18 protein-coding genes are annotated in these 18,664 nt (G+C 46.3%); 7 read left to right on the top strand and 11 right to left on the bottom strand.

Annotation, left to right across the window (positions count from 1 at the left end; genetic code table 11):
• Positions 1-4 precede the first annotated feature (4 nt).
• The 3 genes from leuC to MADE_RS04600 all read left to right on the top strand — a co-directional run bounded on the left by leuC (position 5) and on the right by MADE_RS04600 (position 3,479).
• Positions 5-1,405: a 3-isopropylmalate dehydratase large subunit gene (leuC, locus tag MADE_RS04610; RefSeq protein WP_012517439.1), complete on the top strand. Its 1,401-nt coding sequence runs from the start codon at positions 5-7 to the stop codon at positions 1,403-1,405.
• Positions 1,406-1,408: 3 nt separating this feature from the next.
• Complete coding sequence (gene leuD, locus MADE_RS04605; protein ID WP_012517438.1) at positions 1,409-2,014, top strand: 3-isopropylmalate dehydratase small subunit; 606 nt, start codon at positions 1,409-1,411, stop codon at positions 2,012-2,014.
• A gap of 277 nt (positions 2,015-2,291) precedes the next feature.
• Positions 2,292-3,479: an HD-GYP domain-containing protein gene (locus MADE_RS04600; protein WP_012517437.1), complete on the top strand. Its 1,188-nt coding sequence runs from the start codon at positions 2,292-2,294 to the stop codon at positions 3,477-3,479.
• Positions 3,480-3,641: 162 nt separating this feature from the next.
• Here the strand turns inward: MADE_RS04600 and MADE_RS04595 are convergent, their stop codons facing one another.
• Complete coding sequence (locus MADE_RS04595) at positions 3,642-4,889, bottom strand: general secretion pathway protein GspB (RefSeq protein WP_012517436.1); 1,248 nt, start codon at positions 4,887-4,889, stop codon at positions 3,642-3,644.
• Positions 4,882-5,793: an ExeA family protein gene (locus tag MADE_RS04590; RefSeq protein ID WP_012517435.1), complete on the bottom strand. Its 912-nt coding sequence runs from the start codon at positions 5,791-5,793 to the stop codon at positions 4,882-4,884. The genes MADE_RS04595 and MADE_RS04590 overlap by 8 nt, the downstream gene beginning before the upstream one ends.
• Before the next feature lie 219 nt (positions 5,794-6,012).
• Between MADE_RS04590 and MADE_RS04585 the strand changes: the two genes are divergently transcribed.
• From MADE_RS04585 to hemW, 4 genes are all read left to right on the top strand, one after another.
• Entirely contained in the window at positions 6,013-7,206 is a 1,194-nt protein-coding gene (locus tag MADE_RS04585) for a CCA-adding enzyme (protein ID WP_012517434.1), read from the top strand.
• Between the two features lie 150 nt (positions 7,207-7,356).
• Positions 7,357-8,583, top strand: a complete 1,227-nt coding sequence (gene srmB / locus MADE_RS04580) for an ATP-dependent RNA helicase SrmB (RefSeq protein WP_012517433.1) — start codon at positions 7,357-7,359, stop codon at positions 8,581-8,583.
• Positions 8,584-8,793: 210 nt separating this feature from the next.
• Positions 8,794-9,396: an XTP/dITP diphosphatase gene (locus MADE_RS04575; protein ID WP_012517432.1), complete on the top strand. Its 603-nt coding sequence runs from the start codon at positions 8,794-8,796 to the stop codon at positions 9,394-9,396.
• Entirely contained in the window at positions 9,389-10,528 is a 1,140-nt protein-coding gene (gene hemW, locus MADE_RS04570) for a radical SAM family heme chaperone HemW (RefSeq protein ID WP_023559532.1), read from the top strand. The genes MADE_RS04575 and hemW overlap by 8 nt, the downstream gene beginning before the upstream one ends.
• Before the next feature lie 124 nt (positions 10,529-10,652).
• Here the strand turns inward: hemW and MADE_RS04565 are convergent, their stop codons facing one another.
• The 9 genes from MADE_RS04565 to MADE_RS04525 form a co-directional block, all read right to left on the bottom strand.
• On the bottom strand, positions 10,653-11,447 hold the full coding sequence (locus MADE_RS04565) for a YggN family protein (protein ID WP_012517430.1): 795 nt from the start codon (positions 11,445-11,447) through the stop codon (positions 10,653-10,655).
• Positions 11,448-11,704: 257 nt separating this feature from the next.
• Positions 11,705-12,268: an Lcl C-terminal domain-containing protein gene (locus tag MADE_RS04560; RefSeq protein ID WP_012517429.1), complete on the bottom strand. Its 564-nt coding sequence runs from the start codon at positions 12,266-12,268 to the stop codon at positions 11,705-11,707.
• A gap of 2 nt (positions 12,269-12,270) precedes the next feature.
• Positions 12,271-14,046, bottom strand: a complete 1,776-nt coding sequence (locus MADE_RS04555) for an Lcl C-terminal domain-containing protein (protein ID WP_012517428.1) — start codon at positions 14,044-14,046, stop codon at positions 12,271-12,273.
• A 90-nt stretch (positions 14,047-14,136) separates the two neighbouring features.
• Entirely contained in the window at positions 14,137-14,628 is a 492-nt protein-coding gene (locus MADE_RS04550; protein WP_012517427.1) for a PAS domain-containing protein, read from the bottom strand.
• Positions 14,628-15,623 (bottom strand): response regulator, encoded by a 996-nt coding sequence (locus MADE_RS04545; RefSeq protein WP_012517426.1) that lies wholly within the window; start codon positions 15,621-15,623, stop codon positions 14,628-14,630. Before MADE_RS04545 ends, MADE_RS04550 begins: the two co-directional genes overlap by 1 nt.
• A gap of 280 nt (positions 15,624-15,903) precedes the next feature.
• Positions 15,904-16,614: an LrgB family protein gene (locus MADE_RS04540; RefSeq protein ID WP_012517425.1), complete on the bottom strand. Its 711-nt coding sequence runs from the start codon at positions 16,612-16,614 to the stop codon at positions 15,904-15,906.
• Complete coding sequence (locus MADE_RS04535; RefSeq protein ID WP_012517424.1) at positions 16,607-17,020, bottom strand: CidA/LrgA family protein; 414 nt, start codon at positions 17,018-17,020, stop codon at positions 16,607-16,609. Before MADE_RS04535 ends, MADE_RS04540 begins: the two co-directional genes overlap by 8 nt.
• 173 nt (positions 17,021-17,193) lie before the next feature.
• Entirely contained in the window at positions 17,194-17,955 is a 762-nt protein-coding gene (locus MADE_RS04530; RefSeq protein WP_012517423.1) for a LytR/AlgR family response regulator transcription factor, read from the bottom strand.
• Positions 17,956-18,101: 146 nt separating this feature from the next.
• Positions 18,102-18,428, bottom strand: coding sequence for a DUF3718 domain-containing protein (locus MADE_RS04525; RefSeq protein ID WP_012517422.1), 327 nt, complete (start codon positions 18,426-18,428; stop codon positions 18,102-18,104).
• Positions 18,429-18,664 lie beyond the last annotated feature (236 nt).

Genomic DNA, 18,664 nt, shown 5'->3' with positions numbered 1-18,664 from the left:
CCTCATGGCCAAGACCTTATATGACAAAGTGTGGCAAGCGCACATTATCGACCAAATCGGTGAAGACAGCTTAATTTATATCGACCGTCATTTAATTCACGAAGTGACGTCGCCGCAGGCATTCGCGGGCTTAAACGAAAAGGGCCGCAAAGTACGTCGTCCAGATCGTACTGTTGGCACTATGGATCACAGTATATCAACCCGTTCATTGGCAATTGATGCGTGCGGCCCGGCTAACGCGCTGCAGCTTCAAACCTTGGCTAAAAACTGTGAAGAGCATAATATTCAGCTTTTTCCTGTTGGCCACCAAAAGCAAGGCATTGTGCATGTTATGGGGCCGGAACTTGGCTTAATTCAACCCGGCATGACAGTAGTGTGCGGTGATTCACATACCGCTACCCACGGCGCATTTGGTGCGCTTGCTTTCGGTATTGGTACGTCTCAAGTCGAGCATGTACTGGCTACGCAAACCCTTAAGCAAAGCCGTGCGAAAAGCATGCTGATTAATGTAAACGGTAAACTACCCGTTGGCATTACCGCAAAAGACATCATTCTTGCCATTATTGGCAAAATTGGCCACGCTGGCGCAACCGGTCATGTTATTGAATACGCGGGTGAAGCGATTCGCGGTTTAAGCATGGAAGAGCGCATGACTGTGTGCAACATGAGTATTGAAGCGGGTGCCAAGGCAGGGCTAGTTGCGCCAGATGAGAAAACCTTTGCCTACCTTGAGGGTCGCGAATACGCACCAAAAGGCCAAGACTGGGAAGATGCGGTAGCCTACTGGAAAACGCTCTACACTGAAGAAGGCGCCAAGTTTGATACTGTGGTTGAACTTGAAGCGGCAGATATTGCTCCACAGGTTACTTGGGGTACAAACCCAGGCCAGGTTATTGGCGTAAACACACCAGTACCAGCCCCTGAAGATTTCAGCGATCCAATTGAAAAAGAAAGCGCGGTAAAAGCGCTGGAGTACATGGGCTTAAAGCCAGGCGAAAAGCTTGCTGATATCCCAGTAAACCACGTATTCATTGGCTCTTGTACCAACGGACGTATTGAAGACATGCGCGCAGCGGCACAAGTTGCTAAACGCGGTAAAGTCGCCGACTCAGTGACTGCCATTGTAGTACCGGGTTCGGGCGCGGTTAAACGCCAAGCAGAAGCGGAAGGCCTAGATAAGATATTTACTGACGCTGGCTTTGAATGGCGCTTACCGGGCTGCTCAATGTGCCTTGGTATGAACGACGACAAACTAGTAGCAGGCGATAGATGTGCCTCTACCAGTAACCGCAACTTCGAAGGTCGCCAAGGGCGTGGAGCGCGCACGCATTTGGTTAGCCCAGCAATGGCTGCGGCCGCGGCTATCACTGGCCGTTTTGCTGACGTTAGAGATTATCAGGAGTAAGTTATGTCTGAACAAGGTTTTACACAACACACTGGCATTGCTGCGCCACTTGATCAGGCCAATGTCGATACCGACCAAATCATTCCAAAGCAGTTTCTTACCGGCGTAACCCGCGCAGGCTATGGCAAGCACTTGTTTCACGACTGGCGCTATTTAGACCTTGAAGAAAAAGAGCCAAACCCTGAATTTTCACTTAACAAGGCAGAGCATAAAGGCGCAAGCTTGTTGCTAGCTCGCGAAAACTTTGGCTGTGGTTCAAGTCGTGAACACGCCCCGTGGGCACTGGCTGACTTTGGCTTTAAAACCGTTATCGCCACCAGCTTTGCGGATATATTCTACGGTAACTGTATTAACAACCAGCTAGTACCTGTTGCATTGTCTAGCGAACAAATGGACGCATTATTTGCTGCAGTGAAAGCAGATCCAACAACCGAGATTACTGTGGATCTTCCAGCGCAAACCGTAAGTTTTAACGATACGAGCTTTAGCTTTGATATTGCAGAGCATCACAAAAATAACCTAATAAAAGGGTTAGATGCCATTGGGCAAACACTAGAGCTTACAAGCAAAATAGAAGCGTTTGAAAATAAGCAGCCTTCTTGGTTGTAGGCATTAACTGCTTACCCCATACCCAGGTGAATGCTATTACCAAGTAGCATTCACCTGCTTTCCTCTACTGCAAAATAGACGCAATACACGAACCAACGTCTTCTATACAGAGAACAAATCACTGTCCTATTGTCCAGATACACGAAGCAACGATTAGATTAAAAAAATGTAGCTTTATACTAAAGGTTAATAAACCGCTCACTTTTTCTATTGGAATATCGTACTATTCGCCTTTATTGTAGTTGAATATGCGGCAACACGTTCCACAGGAGAGATAATGCTAAAACAGGTACCCATTGATGATTTGCAGCCGGGGATGTACGTCAATCAAGTACTTGAACAAACGGGCTCATTGAAAATGCGCTCTAAAGGCATTGTGAAAACCCAAGCCATTATTGATAGCCTTAATTCAAAAGGCATTCTGGTTGTTGAAGTTGACCTTGCCAAATCTAAACTTCCTAAGGCAGAAAAAGCGCCCGTCAAACCTGAAACAGCTCCCGAAAAACCTACCGTGAAGCCTGTAGGCCGTGACTCTATTAATGAAGCTAACGACTTATACGACAGCGCTCTCTCTATCCAAAGCCGCTTTTTAAAGTCATTGAAAAATGGTGGGTCAAAAGATTTGTCCCCAGTGGAATCCCTATCGCAAAGTTTAATAGAAAGCGTTTTTGATAATAAAGATGCGCTTAGCTGTCTGACTATGATCAAAGATACAGACCATTACTTGCTTGAGCACAGTATAAACTGCAGCGTGCTCAGCGGTATCTTTTGTGAGTTTCTTGGCTTCGACAGAGACACCATTGAACAAGTTAGTTTAGGCGCTCTGCTGATGGATATTGGCATGTCTTCGCAACCAGAAGAAATTCGTAATAATACGGAGCAGTTTTCTCAAAACGACTGGGATGTAATGAAAACACACGTGGAAATAGGTGCTGATTTGGTCGCTCAGTGCGGTGACATTTCCGACCTGTCACTTCGTATTATTGAACAGCACCATGAACGGGTTGACGGCAGCGGCTATCCCAAAGGATTAGTGGGCGACGAAATATCTGAGTTTGCTCGCATTGCCGCCATTGTTGATGCGTATGACGCTATGACATCGAACCGTCCGCACAAAAACAGTATTACGCCAACCCAGGCTTTGAAGCGTTTAACTGCTACTGAAAATTTAGATCAGGAATTGGTGAAGCAATTCATACAGTGTATTGGCGTACACCCTGTAGGTTCACTGGTTAGGCTTAAAAGCGGCAAGCTAGGCATAGTAAGTAAACTAAACCCCAAAGACCCGGTAAGCCCGCATGTTATGACCTTTTACAGCGTTACATCTCAACACTTCAACGAAGTGAAACGTGTTGATCTTAGTCTGTACGATGATGAAATTGTCTCAGGCGTTAAACCAGAAGAGTTCAGTTTAAACCTGCCTAAGTTTTTTAAAGACGTTTTCGTTAACCAAATGCCACTTTAAGCTAACACTAATAGGCCTGAGTCCGATTTAATATCGCCGTCAGTCCTAATTCGTCATTTTGAAATGCGTGCTACTTTTAAAGCTCACCCCGCGCTGGACCTTTTTAATTTCTCGCGTAAGTAAATGCGCATAAAAGATACGTCACATTTAAGTGGCAGGTCTTTACCAGTCAGTCAACGCCGCCATGGTAAACAATTCATCTTCAAATGAAAGCACTACCCGCTGCGCTTCTATATTAATAATTTGCACCTTATCGGCAATCCAATCGCCTTCACCTAGTTGCCGCCCGTTTACCCTGACCCACCGATCAGCCGTGCGAGACGCGTACATATGGGCACTAAAGTTCATTGTAGGAAGCCGCGTAAGTAAGCGAACGGGAAGCTGATCGACTCTGGGAATATCATCTTTCACCGTTAGCACATTCTCATCAGGTCGCTCATTATCTTGGGCTTTAGTATCAAGGGCTTCAACCGCTGCGTTAAAGCGAGCCATGAGTTCGGGTGATACCGATACATCAGAATTCGATGTATCCTCGTTGAGGACCTTTCCTTCGTATTCTTGTGCTGTGTCACCACCTAAGGTGGGCTGTGATTGCGCCGCCTCCTTTCCATTTACATCAACGCTGCCTCTCTCGCTCTCGCTTTGGGCTACTGGGTTAGCTAGAGGTTGTTGTACTTCTGCGTTAAGGCCATCCGCTTGACTGCTAGCACCACCGGTTTGACCAACAGAGCCGCTTGTTCCCGACGGACTAATAGGTTGAGAGCCAGCAGAATCCCCCTGTGAATTATTCTGCCCCACGTTACCCTGTGTAGTTTGAGAAGTCGTGTCGCTTTCTGAGGCCCCCTTTACCGAAGCCTGTTTTAACTCTTCTTTATTTTGCGCTGCATGTAGGCTCGGTGTTCCCTCGTTATTTTCATTATCCGTTGTACTGTTTTTCGTTTCAGCAGCAGGCGAGCTTTCAAGCTTGGCGGTGTGTGAAGTTACTATGGGCCACCAGCGTTCGATTGTTGCAGCACAAAAGCCTATACCCAAACCGACAATAATGACCACTGCAAATAATGTAGCCTGCTTAGTATAGAGCTTCCATGCGGATGGTAACCCTTCTACCGTGGGTAAGAATAAACTGCGATTAAACTGCTCATTAAGCGACTTATCAAATTTGGCTGTCGTATCATGCTCGCCTCGCAATAAGGCTTGAGTTTGGGTTCTATGATGCACCGCAGGCGCAATCTCCACCGTTTGGTCTGGGTCTATTTCAACCTCTTGCACGCCCATTTCTGACAACCCTTGAACCATAGCATCACTGGTCACCAAGCCTGATTTTCGAATTTTTACCGGCCCGTTTTGCTTAAGTATTTGTACTATCACCATACCGGGCTTTACGTTTTCAATGGCTACGATATTAGACATACAAACTCCCCACCCCGTAACCACATACAACGGCGACGAAAAAGGCGGATACCAAGTACCACTTTCGCTGACTTTGCACACGCTGGCTCACTACGTCTTCGCCCAATATTTGCTCTGCTGCTGCCAAGAAAATGGGCTTTTGAACCACAGCATGCTGCTTGGTAAACGATAGCGTTAAGGCGCGGTCGCAAAGCAAATTGATTACCCTTGGGATCCCGCCAGTAATTTGATGCACTGCGCGCAGCGTAGACTTACTGAATATGCTGATGTCCCCTTCTGCAACACTTAAGCGATGCGCAATATACGCGCTTACCTCTGGCGCGGTTAAAGGAAGTAAGTGATAACGGGCAGTGATACGTTGGGCCAACTGGCGCAACTCGTTACGCTTTAACAATTGCTGTAGCTCGGGCTGGCCAATTAGCACCACTTTTAACAGTTTTTCACGGTTGGTTTCTAAATTGGTTAATAAGCGCAGCTGCTCTAATACTTCAGGCAATAAGTGTTGAGCTTCATCAACCATTAACACTGTATTGATACCCGCCTGATGGTTTTCCGCTAATTTCGACAAAATTAAATCGGTGAAGTATTTTAAGCTGGCTTTGTCGGAGTTATATGCCAAACCCAATTCGTCGCATACTGTGGCTAATAGCTCTAATGCAGATAGCGTTGGGTTTAGGATCATGGCGACTTGGGTATTATCCGGCAGCTGCTGCAACAGCTTTCTTGAAACCGTGGTTTTTCCTGTCCCCACCTCTCCTGTGAGCATTACAAAACCACCACTTTCCCTGAGTCCAAATGTTAAATGAGCCAACGCCTCTTTGTGTCGTGGGCTCATATACAAATAATCGGGGTTGGGCGCAATCGAAAAAGGATTGTCATTTAACCCGAAATAATTCAAATACATGGTTGCTGAAGCGCCTATTTGTTTTGTTTTTGACGTGGATTAAACTACCAGACGCAACCTGTAAGTGAAAGCGCATAACAACGTGGCTACGAATTTTATTTGTAACATTGCTATACTGCGCCACTATTACGTGGGGAATGTTTATTTTCGTTACACGCCAAAAGTTGATGCATCCCCAATCTAAAAAGTATTACTGACTAAAAAAATCGTTGGAAGAGCATGCAAGTATATCTCGTTGGTGGCGCAGTACGTGACGCACTGTTAAATAGAAAAGTGATTGAACGCGACTATGTGGTAGTAGGCGCTACCCCACAAGAAATGCTCAGCCAAGGTTTTACCCAAGTGGGCAAAGACTTCCCTGTTTTTTTGCACCCCAAAACTCAGGAAGAATACGCCCTTGCTCGCACAGAGCGTAAGTCAGGTAAAGGCTACACTGGGTTTGTGTGCGATGCGTCAAGCTCGGTAACGTTAGAAGAAGACTTACTGCGCCGAGATCTGACCGTTAACGCGATAGCCCAAGACAATCTGGGGAACCTCATCGACCCCTATGGTGGTAAAAAAGATTTAGAAAACCACCTACTTCGCCACGTATCAGAAGCCTTCAGTGAAGACCCACTTCGGGTATTTCGCGTGGCCCGTTTTGCCACTCGTTACGCTTATTTAGGGTTTACCATTGCCAATGAGACCATGGCGCTAATGCAGTCTATGGCCGAAAGCGGCGAGTTAAGTACGTTAAGCGCAGAGCGCGTATGGCAAGAAACAAAACGTAGTCTTTTAGAGAAAACGCCGCATGTGTTTTTCACTGTATTAAACCAAGCTCATGGCCTTAATGACTGGTTTGCTGAACTAGAAAGTAATTTAGATGCGGCGATAGCCACATTAAAAACAGCGGTAGCGCTAGAAAATGCCGCAAAAGAAAACTTCGATAAAAGCGGGCAACTTGAAAATAAACCGCTTGAAACCAAAATACCTGAAAGCAGCTCTTCAGGCACAACTACCCTCATAATAAGGTTCACTGCCCTGCTCGCTCACCTTAATGAAGAGGAAGCGAAGCGGTTATGCAATCGACTGAAAGTGCAGAATCAACTAAGTGAGATTGTCATTCTTGCCTGCAAGTTTAAAGATTTTCTATTAAACACGCAGAACTCGCCCGCCGACTTACTCGCCTTATTCAATGGCTGTGATGCATGGCGAAGAAGCGAGCGCTTTACCCTGTTGCTAAAGGCTTTTGCGCCTTATGCTCATTACAAGGACTTAGATTGGCAGCGCCAACAGGAGCACATAGAAAACGCTTTGAGCGCGGCCAACCAAGTAAATGTGCAAGACATCATTGCCACGGGCGTTAAAGGCCCAGCGATAAAAGAAGCCCTGAACCAAGCGAAATTAGACGCCATTGCTTCGATAGGCGAATAGTTTAAAAACCACCGGTACCAAATATGGTGAACTACTTGGTATTTGAATGTGTTTTTACCTCCTACGTGCGAATTTAACAGCAGTTTTTCTCTATGTTTTGGTATAGCAATGCTACAATATGCCCCATTCATTTAGAGCATTTTTTATACTATGACTTTCGAAGAACTCGAATTAGACGATGCGCTGTGTCACGCAGCAGCAGATATGGGGTTTGAAGCTCCAACTAACATTCAAGAATTGGTGATCCCACACGCGCTAGACGGCCGAGATATTTTAGCGTCTGCGCCAACTGGTACAGGTAAAACCGCTGCATTCTTATTGCCAGCCTGTCAGTTTTTACTCGACTACCCGCGCAAACAGCCGGGTGCGACACGTATTTTGATCTTAACGCCAACCCGCGAACTGGCTTTGCAGGTTTACGAGCAAGCGGTTGCCATTACCAAGCACACCCAGCTTGTGTGTGGAGTAATTACTGGCGGTATTAACTACGGCACAGATAAAGAGACGCTTAGCAAGAACTTAGATATTCTTGTCGCCACACCAGGCCGTCTTCTTGAACACATTGAAAAAGAAGCGGCAGACTGTCGCGATATTGAATGTTTAATTCTTGATGAAGCCGACCGTATGCTGGATATGGGCTTCTCGACTGTGGTGAACCAAATTGCGGCGGAAGCGCGCTGGCGCAAGCAGAACCTGCTGTTCTCGGCCACCCTTGAAGGTAAAGGTGTTAAGACCTTCGCTCACGACATTCTTAATAACCCTGAAATTGTTGAAGCAAACCCGTCACGCAAAGAGAAGAATAAAATTCACCAGTGGTATCACCTTGCTGATGACATGAACCACAAGCAAGCTCTTCTGGTGAACATATTGAAGCAGGAAACTACAACATCGGCGGTGGTATTTGTAAAAACCCGCGACCGCCTGCAAATGCTAAAAGACTTTCTAGCTTCACAAGATATTCAGGTGTGCTGGTTACAAGGTGAAATGCCGCAGGACAAACGCAACGCCGCTATGGCCCGCTTTAAAAATGGCGAAGTCCCTATTTTGTTAGCGACTGATGTAGCTGCCCGTGGCATTGACGTGCCAAACGTCAGTCATGTTATTAACTTTGATATGCCGCGCAAAGCCGATATTTACGTTCACCGTATTGGTAGAACCGGCCGCGCAGGCGCTAAAGGCACGGCTATTTCACTGGTTGAAGCACACGACTTTGAAATGGTAACCAAAGCAGCGCGTTACATGGGCGAGCCTTTAAAAGCCCGTGTTATCGACGAGCTACGCCCTAAAAACAAAACGCCTAAAATTGGCCCGAAAAAGAAAAAAGTGAAGGCCAAAGATAAAACTAAGGCGAAAGCCAAGCCTAAGAAGAAAAAGTAAAGAGTGCAAAGGTAGTAAATAAGTAACATTCAGGTGAGTTAATGCGGTGGGCTAGGATGTAGGTGGAACATTGCCGACACAAACCCTCTGCCGCAGGGATGCGGCAGCGGAGCGCACATGGATGTGTTTACCGCGTGTTTGTGGAGGCAATGTTTCGCCTGCAGCCGCCTCCCTCCGCTTTAGCTCACCGTCAGTTCAAAAGAGTACATAATGAAATTTCCAGAAAAAATTGTTCTCGCCACAGGTAACCAAGGCAAGGTGCGTGAGTTTGCATCCTTATTTGCAGATTACGGTGTAGACGTAGTAGCGCAAAAGGAATTAGGTGTATCTGATGTACCGGAAACGGGAACCACATTCGTTGAAAATGCCATTATTAAAGCGCGCCATGCCGCACAGGTGACCGGCCTTCCTGCTATTGCTGACGACTCAGGCTTGGTGGTGGATGCCCTAGGCGGTGAACCCGGCATCTATTCAGCACGCTATGCTGGCGCTGATGCAACTGATGATACCAATATCGACAAGCTATTAGCTTCCCTTGATGGCGAAACTCATCGCAAGGCACACTTCTTCTGTACTTTAGTGTTCATGCGTCATGCCGACGACCCTGTACCGCTGGTTAGCCAAGGTAAATGGGAAGGGGAAATTTTAAGCGCACGTTCTGGTAACGACGGTTTTGGTTACGACCCTGTGTTCCACGTGCCAACTCACGGCTGCACCGCTGCTGAATTGGAAAAGGCCGAGAAAAACCGCATAAGCCACCGGGGTAACGCCCTTAGTATTTTGCTTGATACAATGAGAGCAACGTTTGCGTAATCCTCCGCTAAGCCTGTACATACACATTCCCTGGTGCGTTCAAAAGTGCCCGTACTGTGACTTTAACTCTCACGGGCTTAAGTCTGAACTCCCCGAAAAAGAATATGTGGCCCACCTGCTTGATGATTTAGCCATTGATGCAAAGCGTATTGGTGACCGCGTTGTTGAAACTATTTTCATTGGTGGCGGCACACCCAGCTTATTTTCAGCTGATGCCATGGCAGATATCTTAAACGGGGTAAAAGCGCGCGTTAACCTAAGCGACAATGCTGAAATCACCATGGAAGCGAACCCAGGTACGGTAGAGGCAGGAAAGTTTGCCGGCTTTTATCAGGCGGGCGTGAACCGCATCTCCGTTGGTATACAGAGCTTCCAGCCTAAGCATTTAAAGGTGCTTGGTCGCATTCACAATGAAAGCCAAGCTGAAAACGCGGTAAAACAAGCACATAGTGCGGGGTTGCCCACGTTTAACCTAGATCTGATGCACGGCCTTCCCGAGCAAAGCGTTGACAATGCTATGTCAGATTTAAAGCAAGGCATTGCTTTAAATCCGTATCACTTGTCGTGGTATCAGCTGACTATCGAACCCAATACGCCTTTCTACTCGAAACCGCCTGAATTGCCCGACGATGACATTTTGTGGGAAATACAGGAACAGGGCCATAAGCTTTTAGAAAACGCAGGCTATCAGCAGTATGAAATTTCAGGCTATGCCAAAGCGGGCCACCAGTGTCGTCACAACTTAAATTACTGGCGCTTTGGTGATTACTTAGGCATTGGCTGTGGAGCCCATGGAAAAATCACCGATGCGGCTAATGGTACTATTCACCGTACTGTTAAGGTTAAGCATCCAAGGGGCTACATGGAAATGAGCCGCCCTTACTTGGATACGCAATCTCAAGTTGAAGCTGGCGACTTACCCTTCGAGTTCTTTATGAACCGCTTTCGCTTGGTGGAGCCCTGCCCTATCAGTGATTTTAGCGACTTTACCGGTATCGCTATAACTGATGAAGTAGAGCGTGCCCTGTGTGATGCACAGCATCAAGGGCTGTTATCCATATCGGACACCCACTGGCAAGTAACCGCAAAAGGTCGTCGGTATTTAAATTCGCTCTTGTCTTGCTTTGTTTAGCCTAGCGTTAATACTAAAAAAGCCTGCGTTTTAGCAGGCTTTTCGTGAGGTTCTTTTTCTTAAGGCTATTTTTGTAAGCTTCAGTTTTTCGCGTGCTTCCGTGGGCATGTTGCATAGCAAAACGTTAATCGTCGGTTTTGTCATGCCGAGTAATGATATTGTATGGCTGTAGCCCAGGTATGCTGGCGCGTAATTTCTCTTCGGCAACATCAAGTCGTTTTAGTTTCTCACAGAACCACTCTGCTTTTTTGCGCAATGTTGTGGCTTTGTCACCAACGTCTAAGTGTTCCCCCACGTTGTTAAGCTGGCGGGTTATTTCAGCTACCTTTTCCTGGTTCACTTCTCCGCTCCCGGTATTGATGCCGCTAATGGCAGAGAGTATTCCACCTACCGAGGTTGAAATCGCTTCTTCTAGCTGCGCTTCAATTTCACTGTCTACAAACTCGTCAACGCTTTCCAGCGATCCCGGCCCAATAAAATAATGACTGCTAGCGTGTCTAAACTTGTCTTTAACCCGGTTTTGTACCCGTTTCATTGCGGCATTTAACCGTTCATAGCTATCATGGTCGCTTCCAACTAGCCCTAAATACACGTGTTCAATGGTATCAATGGCAAGGTCTACACCTTCCGTAGCCAAAACAATCATTTTCGGCACCACATAGTGTAGCCCAGACGAATACTCTTCAAGCCATTGCCGCTCTTGTTCGCTTAAGGTTTGCCAACGGCCGCCAATGAACAATTGATTCCGGTCATTTATTTGAACAACAGTGCGGGTTTTGTCCATCACTCTAAGCTGTGTGTTATTAACAGCAATACCGTAAGCAAAATCAATATTGCAGGTATATTCAGCTTGCGCTGATGTACTAAGACCAGCGAATAAACAAATTGTGAAGAAAGCTGCCTTTAGGCGCGATATCATTTTCATACCATCATTGTGGCTAGCTTACTGCGAAATAAAAAGCCATCATGAGTCTAACGTGCTAAAAATCAGGTTGAACATGTCGAGATGTCCTATCTGCTCGAATCTCTTCTATTGCTTAAGTAAGGCTGGCGATAGTCTCAACTCAAAGCGTGCTAGCCTAAAACAACAAAGCACGCATTATAGAGCGTGCTTTGATGATAAAAAGTCTTAGGTGCCGATACTAGACAAAAGGCTAAGAGGCGATAGCGTACCGCTTATTCGTTTGTGTAAGTTCGAACCAAACGTACATAGATAAAGCGGTCTTTCTCTTTGATTGAGTGACTGGCATTAAAGAATGCCACAACCCACGCGCGATCGGGGTCATCTGCAGAAGGCGTAGATGTCCAAAAGTCATCCGGTGGTGTAGCCGGGAACAGTGAGCTGTTAATTGCTGGGCGAACGCAATCTCGCTCAGTGAGCGTCGCTAGCTCTTTTACGTTAGGCAAACGCCACCCCAGTAAATCATCGTTACTTGCTTCGTGAGCTAAAACTAGCGCTTGCTGCCACGTATACTTAACCGCTTCGCCGCTACATGTAGAACCATCCCATGTTTGCCCTTCTGCGCAGCGCTTCCAAACCAAATCTGTTGTCGTATCTAACAAACTACTGGTGGTAACCGCTTCAAAATTATCGTTTGGCGTGGTCTCAAGACCATCAGACAAACACTCCTGAGCGAACGTGGACAGTGACGTACAGGCCAAAAGCGCTGAAGCAAAAAGGGTTTTCATTGAAGATAGCACGTGGCTGTTACGTTTTTTAACATTGACTACTTTATTCATGTTTATCTCCCCGCTCTTACTAGACGCACGCGAGCGGCTGATGATTTATTGAGGAAGTTATCTACCCCTGAGTCGAAATCTAACGCCCATGCATTTTGCGCATCGTCACTATTTACACCATCTGCACTCGGTACAGAGGTCCAGTACCACAATGGTTCATTGGTTACGGCACCAGTGTTAGGAAAGTAATCTTCATCAATAGCCACATCATCGGCAATACCCAAATGCATTAATGAGAAAAGTTCATCATGTGTAGGCAAACGCCAGTCATAAAAACCGCATAGACCTTGTGCGTTAACGGCTTGTACATAAGCAGACGTGTTACAGCTAGTCAGTAAGCAGGTCGCATTCAGCCCCGTTTGATCACCTTCAAACCCGCCGTTTACTTCTTCACTGTACCAAGAGTAGGTGTAGTCTTTATCTTGGAACGCACCATCATCAGTTTTCACTTCCCACACCAGCCCGGTCACGTTATCGCGCACACACGACCAAGTATCAGCACTGGCATCTTGCTCATCACCATTTGCATTCAACCGGGTAAAGTCAAAGCCAGCTTTACCGCGACCCGCTTTTTCAATTAACCCGTTTTGTTCAATGATGTCGGCGCCTCTTTGACCATCTTGCCCCGGAAAATCGTTTTGTTGTGCTTCAGTTAACGCGTTATTGGTGGCCTGCTGCAAAAAGCCCGTGTCGTTGAGTAACGGTGTTGGCATTGGACGTATTTGCACGTTTATGGTGTCTTCAACGCTGTTGTCATTAGCGTCTGTCACGGTAAGCGTGTAGGCAACAACTGTAGATGTGGTGACTGCCGGTGCAATGGCAAAGGTTGAAAGCGCGTCACTGTCATCAACAGAGCGAATGGTAACGCCGGAATCTGTAGATGAAACGTTATTGCTACGCTCCCATGAGTAGGTAAGAGGTAAGGCACTTGGAATGCTAGTGCTAGCTTCCCCTTCAAGTATCACCACCTCACCACTGAACACGCCTTGGGAAACTCCCGCACTGACTACGGGCAGCGTATCGGTTTCAGATTGCACGGTAATAGTAACGGTTTCTACATCAGTAGCACCTTCACTGTCTGTTACTTCAAGCTGAAAAGTTAGCTGTTGCTCTTCATTGGCAATAGGTGTGACGATAGTCAGTGTAGATAAGTTGGTGTCGACACCCGTAATAACATTGGTGCCTGATGTCTGTGTCCAAACGTAATCGGATATATCGCCATCAGAGGACGCTGAGTCAGAATCACTGCTTCCCGTACCGTCGAAGATAACTTCCACACCGCCTGGGAATGTGTTTGCAGGTAGCCCATCCCACTCAGGCACATCAATGCTCGCTTCAGGTGCAATATTAACCGGCGCCACAGTGATCACCGTAAAGTCGCTCGCGGTGTTGCCACTTTGGTCATTAACAGACACCGTTAATGTGTATTCAGTGGCGTTATTAACTAGCGGGGCAACAAAGCTTGCAGCAGAATCGCTGGTGTCTTCATGAGTGATAGACAACGAAGGCGACGCGCTCCAATTGTAGGTGTATGTGCCATCCCCTCCGCTTACTTGCGCACTCAACGTGTAAGTGACGCCTTCGGTAACAGTCGCATCGGGGCCTGCGTTTATCACAAGGTCACCGCTGCCGGAGCCGCCATCACCACCTGAATCGCCGTCACCTCCACCGCCTCCGCCGCCACAAGCAGCAAGCAGTAACGCTGTTGCGAACAATACTAATCCGCGAACGATAGCGCGAGGAAAGTAGCTTGAGATTGAAAACACATTGAATTGCATACGTACTCCCGCCGCACTACCTACTTGTTAAAGCGTAGTGCGAGTCAAAACTTGATATAGATGGTATTGCTGATTAGCAATATGTAGCAGTTAGGAATAGGAACTTTTCGCTTCTTGGGCTTCAGACATGGTTACCTGTAACGCCTCAAGTTGCTTTTTACCTACCGCCACATCAGTCATGTCATAAATCATCATACTGATAAAATCCACTTTGCCCGTAGTTGATGTAAGTGGAGAAAGCGTGATGTTTTGATACATGAAAGACTCACTACCTGTAATCGGCCGGTAGTTGGGAAACTTGAACAAATAGGGGCGCTGCTCCCATGTCATGAACGCGCGTGTTTTTAAGTCGAAGACAGGCTTCGCTTTTTTCATAAACCAGTCTTGCTTAATGGCAGGAAATAGTGAGAACAAGGTCTTGTCTCTTACTTCACTAGGCAGAAGGCCGCTGTGACTTTCCATAAAGCCATTCCAAACTTTAACAGTAAAGTTTCTATCTAAAACAACAATACCCACATCGACCGTCTGAAGCATATCCATCATCCAATGGAATTCTTGGAACTCATCTAAATGTTGGCTCATTAAAAATCCTCCAACAAGTGGGCAAGTTTAGAATTCATCATCTTCATCGACTCTTCTGTAAATAAAAGTATTAAGTCGCACTGTACGTTGTAGCCCTCTAGACCATAGCTAAGCTCTATCGCTAAGGTACGCTTCCATTTGATTTGATTCATGGCAATAATTTCAGTGATAGCGCGGTGCTGGCCAAGTACTATGGGGTGGCCCTGACTGAAGTTAATGTCCATTTGGTTCGCCAAACCCGTTAGGCAAGTGCCAATAAGTATGCTGGCGGCGTCCATCAAGAGCTCTAACTGAAGTTGATCGTCTACTTCCCCTTCCACATTAAGTATTTTAGCCACATCATCAAAGCTTGAATCGCTTAAAATACACAGTGCTTCACCGCTCACTCCCGGCCCCAAAAAGCCTTGGCATACCGCGGTAACCTGCTCGTGGCATTCAATATCTGAAAGCATCATGTGAAGCTCTGAGACTTCAATAAGATTTACATTAGGAATGGGCAGCTCTACAAATACGTTCATTGTACGGGCAAGGTGATCACCCGCTTGGCCCATAGCAATGTTAGTAATTTCCTGGTAGCAATCGCGAATATCCGGGTCTAGCGGGGACGCTTCTACAACATCTTCTTCCTCAGCATGAAGAATATTGTACTTATCTAACACCTCAGCCAGCTTTTTAGGGTCAACGGGCTTTCGAATAAAATCTAAGGCACCTAAGGAAGTCACCCGGTCATGAGCTTCTGGTTGAATATCTCCAGATACGACAATAACTTTCGTCTTAAGGCCCTGCTTCTGAATTGCTTCCAGCGTGCCGTACCCATCGAGAACGGGCATATTAAGGTCAAGCAGCAAAAGGTCACCTTTTCCCTCTGCCAGCGCCGTCAGCGCTTCTTGCCCATGTTTGGCAAAATGGACCGCTACTTCCCAATCTTGAGGAAGGCACTTGGCCACTTGCTTGCGGGCAACCAGAGAGTCGTCACATACGAGTACAGAAAACATTAAGTTCTTTTACCACCTAGCTTTTTAGACCAGAAACCACTGGCATTTTCTAGCAATTTCAATTGTATCGGCACAACTGCAATGAACTGTAGTAACGATTTTCCCGCTTGCTAACTGAACGGCTGGGTCACTACTTTTATTATCAGATAATCTTCCGTATATAGTGATACGAAACGCCTCTCTAAGAAATAGCACTTTTGGGGAATATTGCCAGCCGACTTTGCTTTGCCTTAAAACTCTGTATTTATAAAACCGGCCCAGTTATCTTGCTTTCAAATGGTTAAACAAACAGCCCAAAAACAATGGGTAACGCGACAGCAGTGAATATGCCGTTCACGCATAAGCCCAATGTGGCCATTGCCGCTACATCCTCTCCCATTTGAATAGCTTTTGCCGTGCCTACCGCGTGAGCAACCGTGCCAAGCGCAATCCCCTGTGCTTGTCTATTAGTTACATTAAACAAAGAAAACATTGAAGTGGCTATAATCGCCCCTACCACGCCAGTTACAATAACAAATACTGCAGCTAATGCAGGAATGCCGCCTATCTGGGCGCTTGTTTCCATAGCTAGCGGCGTAGTAATTGATTTAGCCAGTATAGTAAACTGCATGGCCCTTGGTGCATCTAACACAAACAGTGTTAACCACGCCCCAATTGGCGCTAGCACGCCCCCAAAAGCAATGCTTACTAAAAGACGCCAACCATAGTGTTTGAGTTTTTGCCACTGCCGATAAATAGGCAACGCTAAGGCAACGGTAATTGGTCCTAACAGCCAATATAATAAAGATGCTGCATGTTGGTACGCAGTAACTGACGTATGGGTAAGATACAGCCCTAGTGATACGAGAAGTGCAGTGGTAACGATAGGGTGAGCTGCCGGATGCCCTTTACATAATCTATTGACCCAAAGTGCTGCGATATAGCTCACAATAGAAACGCTTATCCAAAACAGCCCACGTAAACTAAAGGCGTGATTGAGCGCCTCAATCATTTGTACCTCCTTCGTTCTTATTGATGTTGTTTAGCTGCGTTTTATGCGTGCTTTTGGTATTAAGAAGCGCCTGAGTCAGCCACGCTGTGAGACCTAAACAAAACGAAGTGGTAATAATAATTGCGATAGCGATAGCAAGGGCGTTAGCCTTGATATCAGACCAATAAATAGATACGCCCAATACCGCTGGCACAAAAAGCAGCGACATATGCTTAAGGGGGAAGGTAACAGCCCGAGCAACCTGGCGCTCTGTTTGGGGAAAGGCAAATAAAACCCCTACTAATAAAAGAAGCCCCACCAATGGGCCTGGCACGGGAAGAGAAGTTAGGTTAACGATGAGCAAGCCAACGTAGTATGCAGTAAACACCAACACTGCCCCTACCACCGTGTTTATCGCATTTCTCACTTGCTCTCCCTTTTTTTACCCGTTTAGCAAAACAGTGTAACCATTAGCAGGTTTAACCACCAGCAGTACCATGGTCTTATGTAGGAAGAGTATGCGAAGTGCAAGCACTCGCTAAAAACGCCACGTTTGCACAGTAATTAGCAATATAAAGTCGGCAATGGCGAGTCGTCAACTTAGCCTGTGTGCCAGTACTGATAGTAATATTTGTGCGTTATTTTAAACGCTTCGCCACCGTGCATGACAACTCGCTGTTGATTCAATTTTTGTTCTATATGCATTACGTATTTTGCGTTAACCGCTACCGACCGGTTACAGCGTTTGAAGTGGTGTTCGCCTAACCGCTTTAACAAATGACACAGGGTGGTACGAACGATGTAACTTTCCGATAATGTCTGCACACACATGTAATCCCCCGCTGCTTCTATCCACTTGATGTCTGCGGGGTTCAAACAGCACCATCCGTTTTCTGCGCGTATTCCTACTACATTTGGCTGCGCGTTTTTATAGAGCTGCTGCCTCAATGTAGCTAAAAGCGCAGATTCAGATACGCCATATTGCTTACATAATCCTTTCACTAACAGGTTAAATTGAACATCGCGCTTGTGGCAATAGTGCTTAGCTTTAACGTGTTCAACAGTGCACCGCACCTGCTGTTCATTAAACGGAGACGTAATGAACCCTGAAGCATTATGGTTAAATGCCAACATGGCTTCTTCGTCTTTATCTCCTACAGCGAGCCAATGCTTTGAAGCGAGATTTCGGCTAGACTTCGACACGCTATAAAAACCGATGGACTGGGGGTGTTTTTCAGCAAGTGCCAAACTATGTCCAACCGAATGCGCGCCGTAAACATGTCTGAATAGGCCGATCTTTTCAAGCATGGTACAAAGCGAAGTTTGCATAGCAACAGATTGTAAGAAAACCAGTGCGATCATCTGCGTTCCCTTGCACGTGTGAACCGTACTCGTGTTGAATATTTTCGAATCGTCTTGGCCCGCAACAGCCTAAAGCGAATACCAGTTAGCGTGAAAAAAGGGGCTACGCATTACGTAGCCCAATTGCCAGGGCATAAAGGTTTTCACTAGCGTTTTGCTGTTAATACACTGGGGCTTGCATTAATACGGCGTGCAATATGTTGAGCGGTTTCAGATGCATTGTGCGTCACAGCAAAGGTCAACATATCTTGGCCATTACAAACTAATCCATCGTGCAGATCTCGCATGCTCAAACCTGTCGCCTTTACTGCGCGGTGTAGCTGCAAACGGCTATCACTTTTAACAGCCTTACAAATGGCGATTAACTCATTCTCAAGAGCTTTGGGGTAAGAAGCTGCGCTTGCAGCTGAAACGGTTAGCGACAAACTAATGCCAATTAAAGCAAATTGGGTAACACGGCGTGACATAAACATAACAAGTTCCTCTGATAATATTCGGTGACGCGGTGACGACCTCTTTTTGTCGCCGCATCATTAAATTAGTGAAACTATGTTAAGTTCACGCTATAAAAACGTTAAAGCACCGCTATATGCGATATTGCGACAAGCGTACAAAAGCTAAGGTTTAATAATCGGTCTAAACTGTTATTAGTCGTACTTAACACACACTTTGCAACATTATTAAACTGAGCAACGTAATAACCGTTACG

The sequence above is a fragment of the Alteromonas mediterranea DE genome, assembly GCF_000020585.3.
GTDB lineage: Bacteria > Pseudomonadota > Gammaproteobacteria > Enterobacterales > Alteromonadaceae > Alteromonas > Alteromonas mediterranea.
Note: the sequence above shows the minus strand (reverse complement) of the source record. Positions and strands in the feature narration are given on the sequence as shown.

What these genes read in the sequence shown, in the direction of transcription:
- MADE_RS04555 (WP_012517428.1), bottom strand. Translation starts at nt 14,046, where the DNA reads ATGCAATTCAATGTGTTTTCAATCTCAAGCTACTTTCCTCGCGCTATC.
- MADE_RS04540 (WP_012517425.1), bottom strand. Translation starts at nt 16,614, where the DNA reads ATGATTGAGGCGCTCAATCACGCCTTTAGTTTACGTGGGCTGTTTTGG.
- srmB (WP_012517433.1), top strand. Translation starts at nt 7,357, where the DNA reads ATGACTTTCGAAGAACTCGAATTAGACGATGCGCTGTGTCACGCAGCA.
- MADE_RS04550 (WP_012517427.1), bottom strand. Translation starts at nt 14,628, where the DNA reads ATGAGCCAACATTTAGATGAGTTCCAAGAATTCCATTGGATGATGGAT.
- MADE_RS04575 (WP_012517432.1), top strand. Translation starts at nt 8,794, where the DNA reads ATGAAATTTCCAGAAAAAATTGTTCTCGCCACAGGTAACCAAGGCAAG.
- MADE_RS04585 (WP_012517434.1), top strand. Translation starts at nt 6,013, where the DNA reads ATGCAAGTATATCTCGTTGGTGGCGCAGTACGTGACGCACTGTTAAAT.
- leuD (WP_012517438.1), top strand. Translation starts at nt 1,409, where the DNA reads ATGTCTGAACAAGGTTTTACACAACACACTGGCATTGCTGCGCCACTT.
- MADE_RS04530 (WP_012517423.1), bottom strand. Translation starts at nt 17,955, where the DNA reads ATGATCGCACTGGTTTTCTTACAATCTGTTGCTATGCAAACTTCGCTT.
- MADE_RS04595 (WP_012517436.1), bottom strand. Translation starts at nt 4,889, where the DNA reads ATGTCTAATATCGTAGCCATTGAAAACGTAAAGCCCGGTATGGTGATA.
- MADE_RS04590 (WP_012517435.1), bottom strand. Translation starts at nt 5,793, where the DNA reads ATGTATTTGAATTATTTCGGGTTAAATGACAATCCTTTTTCGATTGCG.
- MADE_RS04525 (WP_012517422.1), bottom strand. Translation starts at nt 18,428, where the DNA reads ATGTTTATGTCACGCCGTGTTACCCAATTTGCTTTAATTGGCATTAGT.
- leuC (WP_012517439.1), top strand. Translation starts at nt 5, where the DNA reads ATGGCCAAGACCTTATATGACAAAGTGTGGCAAGCGCACATTATCGAC.
- MADE_RS04560 (WP_012517429.1), bottom strand. Translation starts at nt 12,268, where the DNA reads ATGAATAAAGTAGTCAATGTTAAAAAACGTAACAGCCACGTGCTATCT.
- MADE_RS04600 (WP_012517437.1), top strand. Translation starts at nt 2,292, where the DNA reads ATGCTAAAACAGGTACCCATTGATGATTTGCAGCCGGGGATGTACGTC.
- MADE_RS04565 (WP_012517430.1), bottom strand. Translation starts at nt 11,447, where the DNA reads ATGATATCGCGCCTAAAGGCAGCTTTCTTCACAATTTGTTTATTCGCT.
- MADE_RS04545 (WP_012517426.1), bottom strand. Translation starts at nt 15,623, where the DNA reads ATGTTTTCTGTACTCGTATGTGACGACTCTCTGGTTGCCCGCAAGCAA.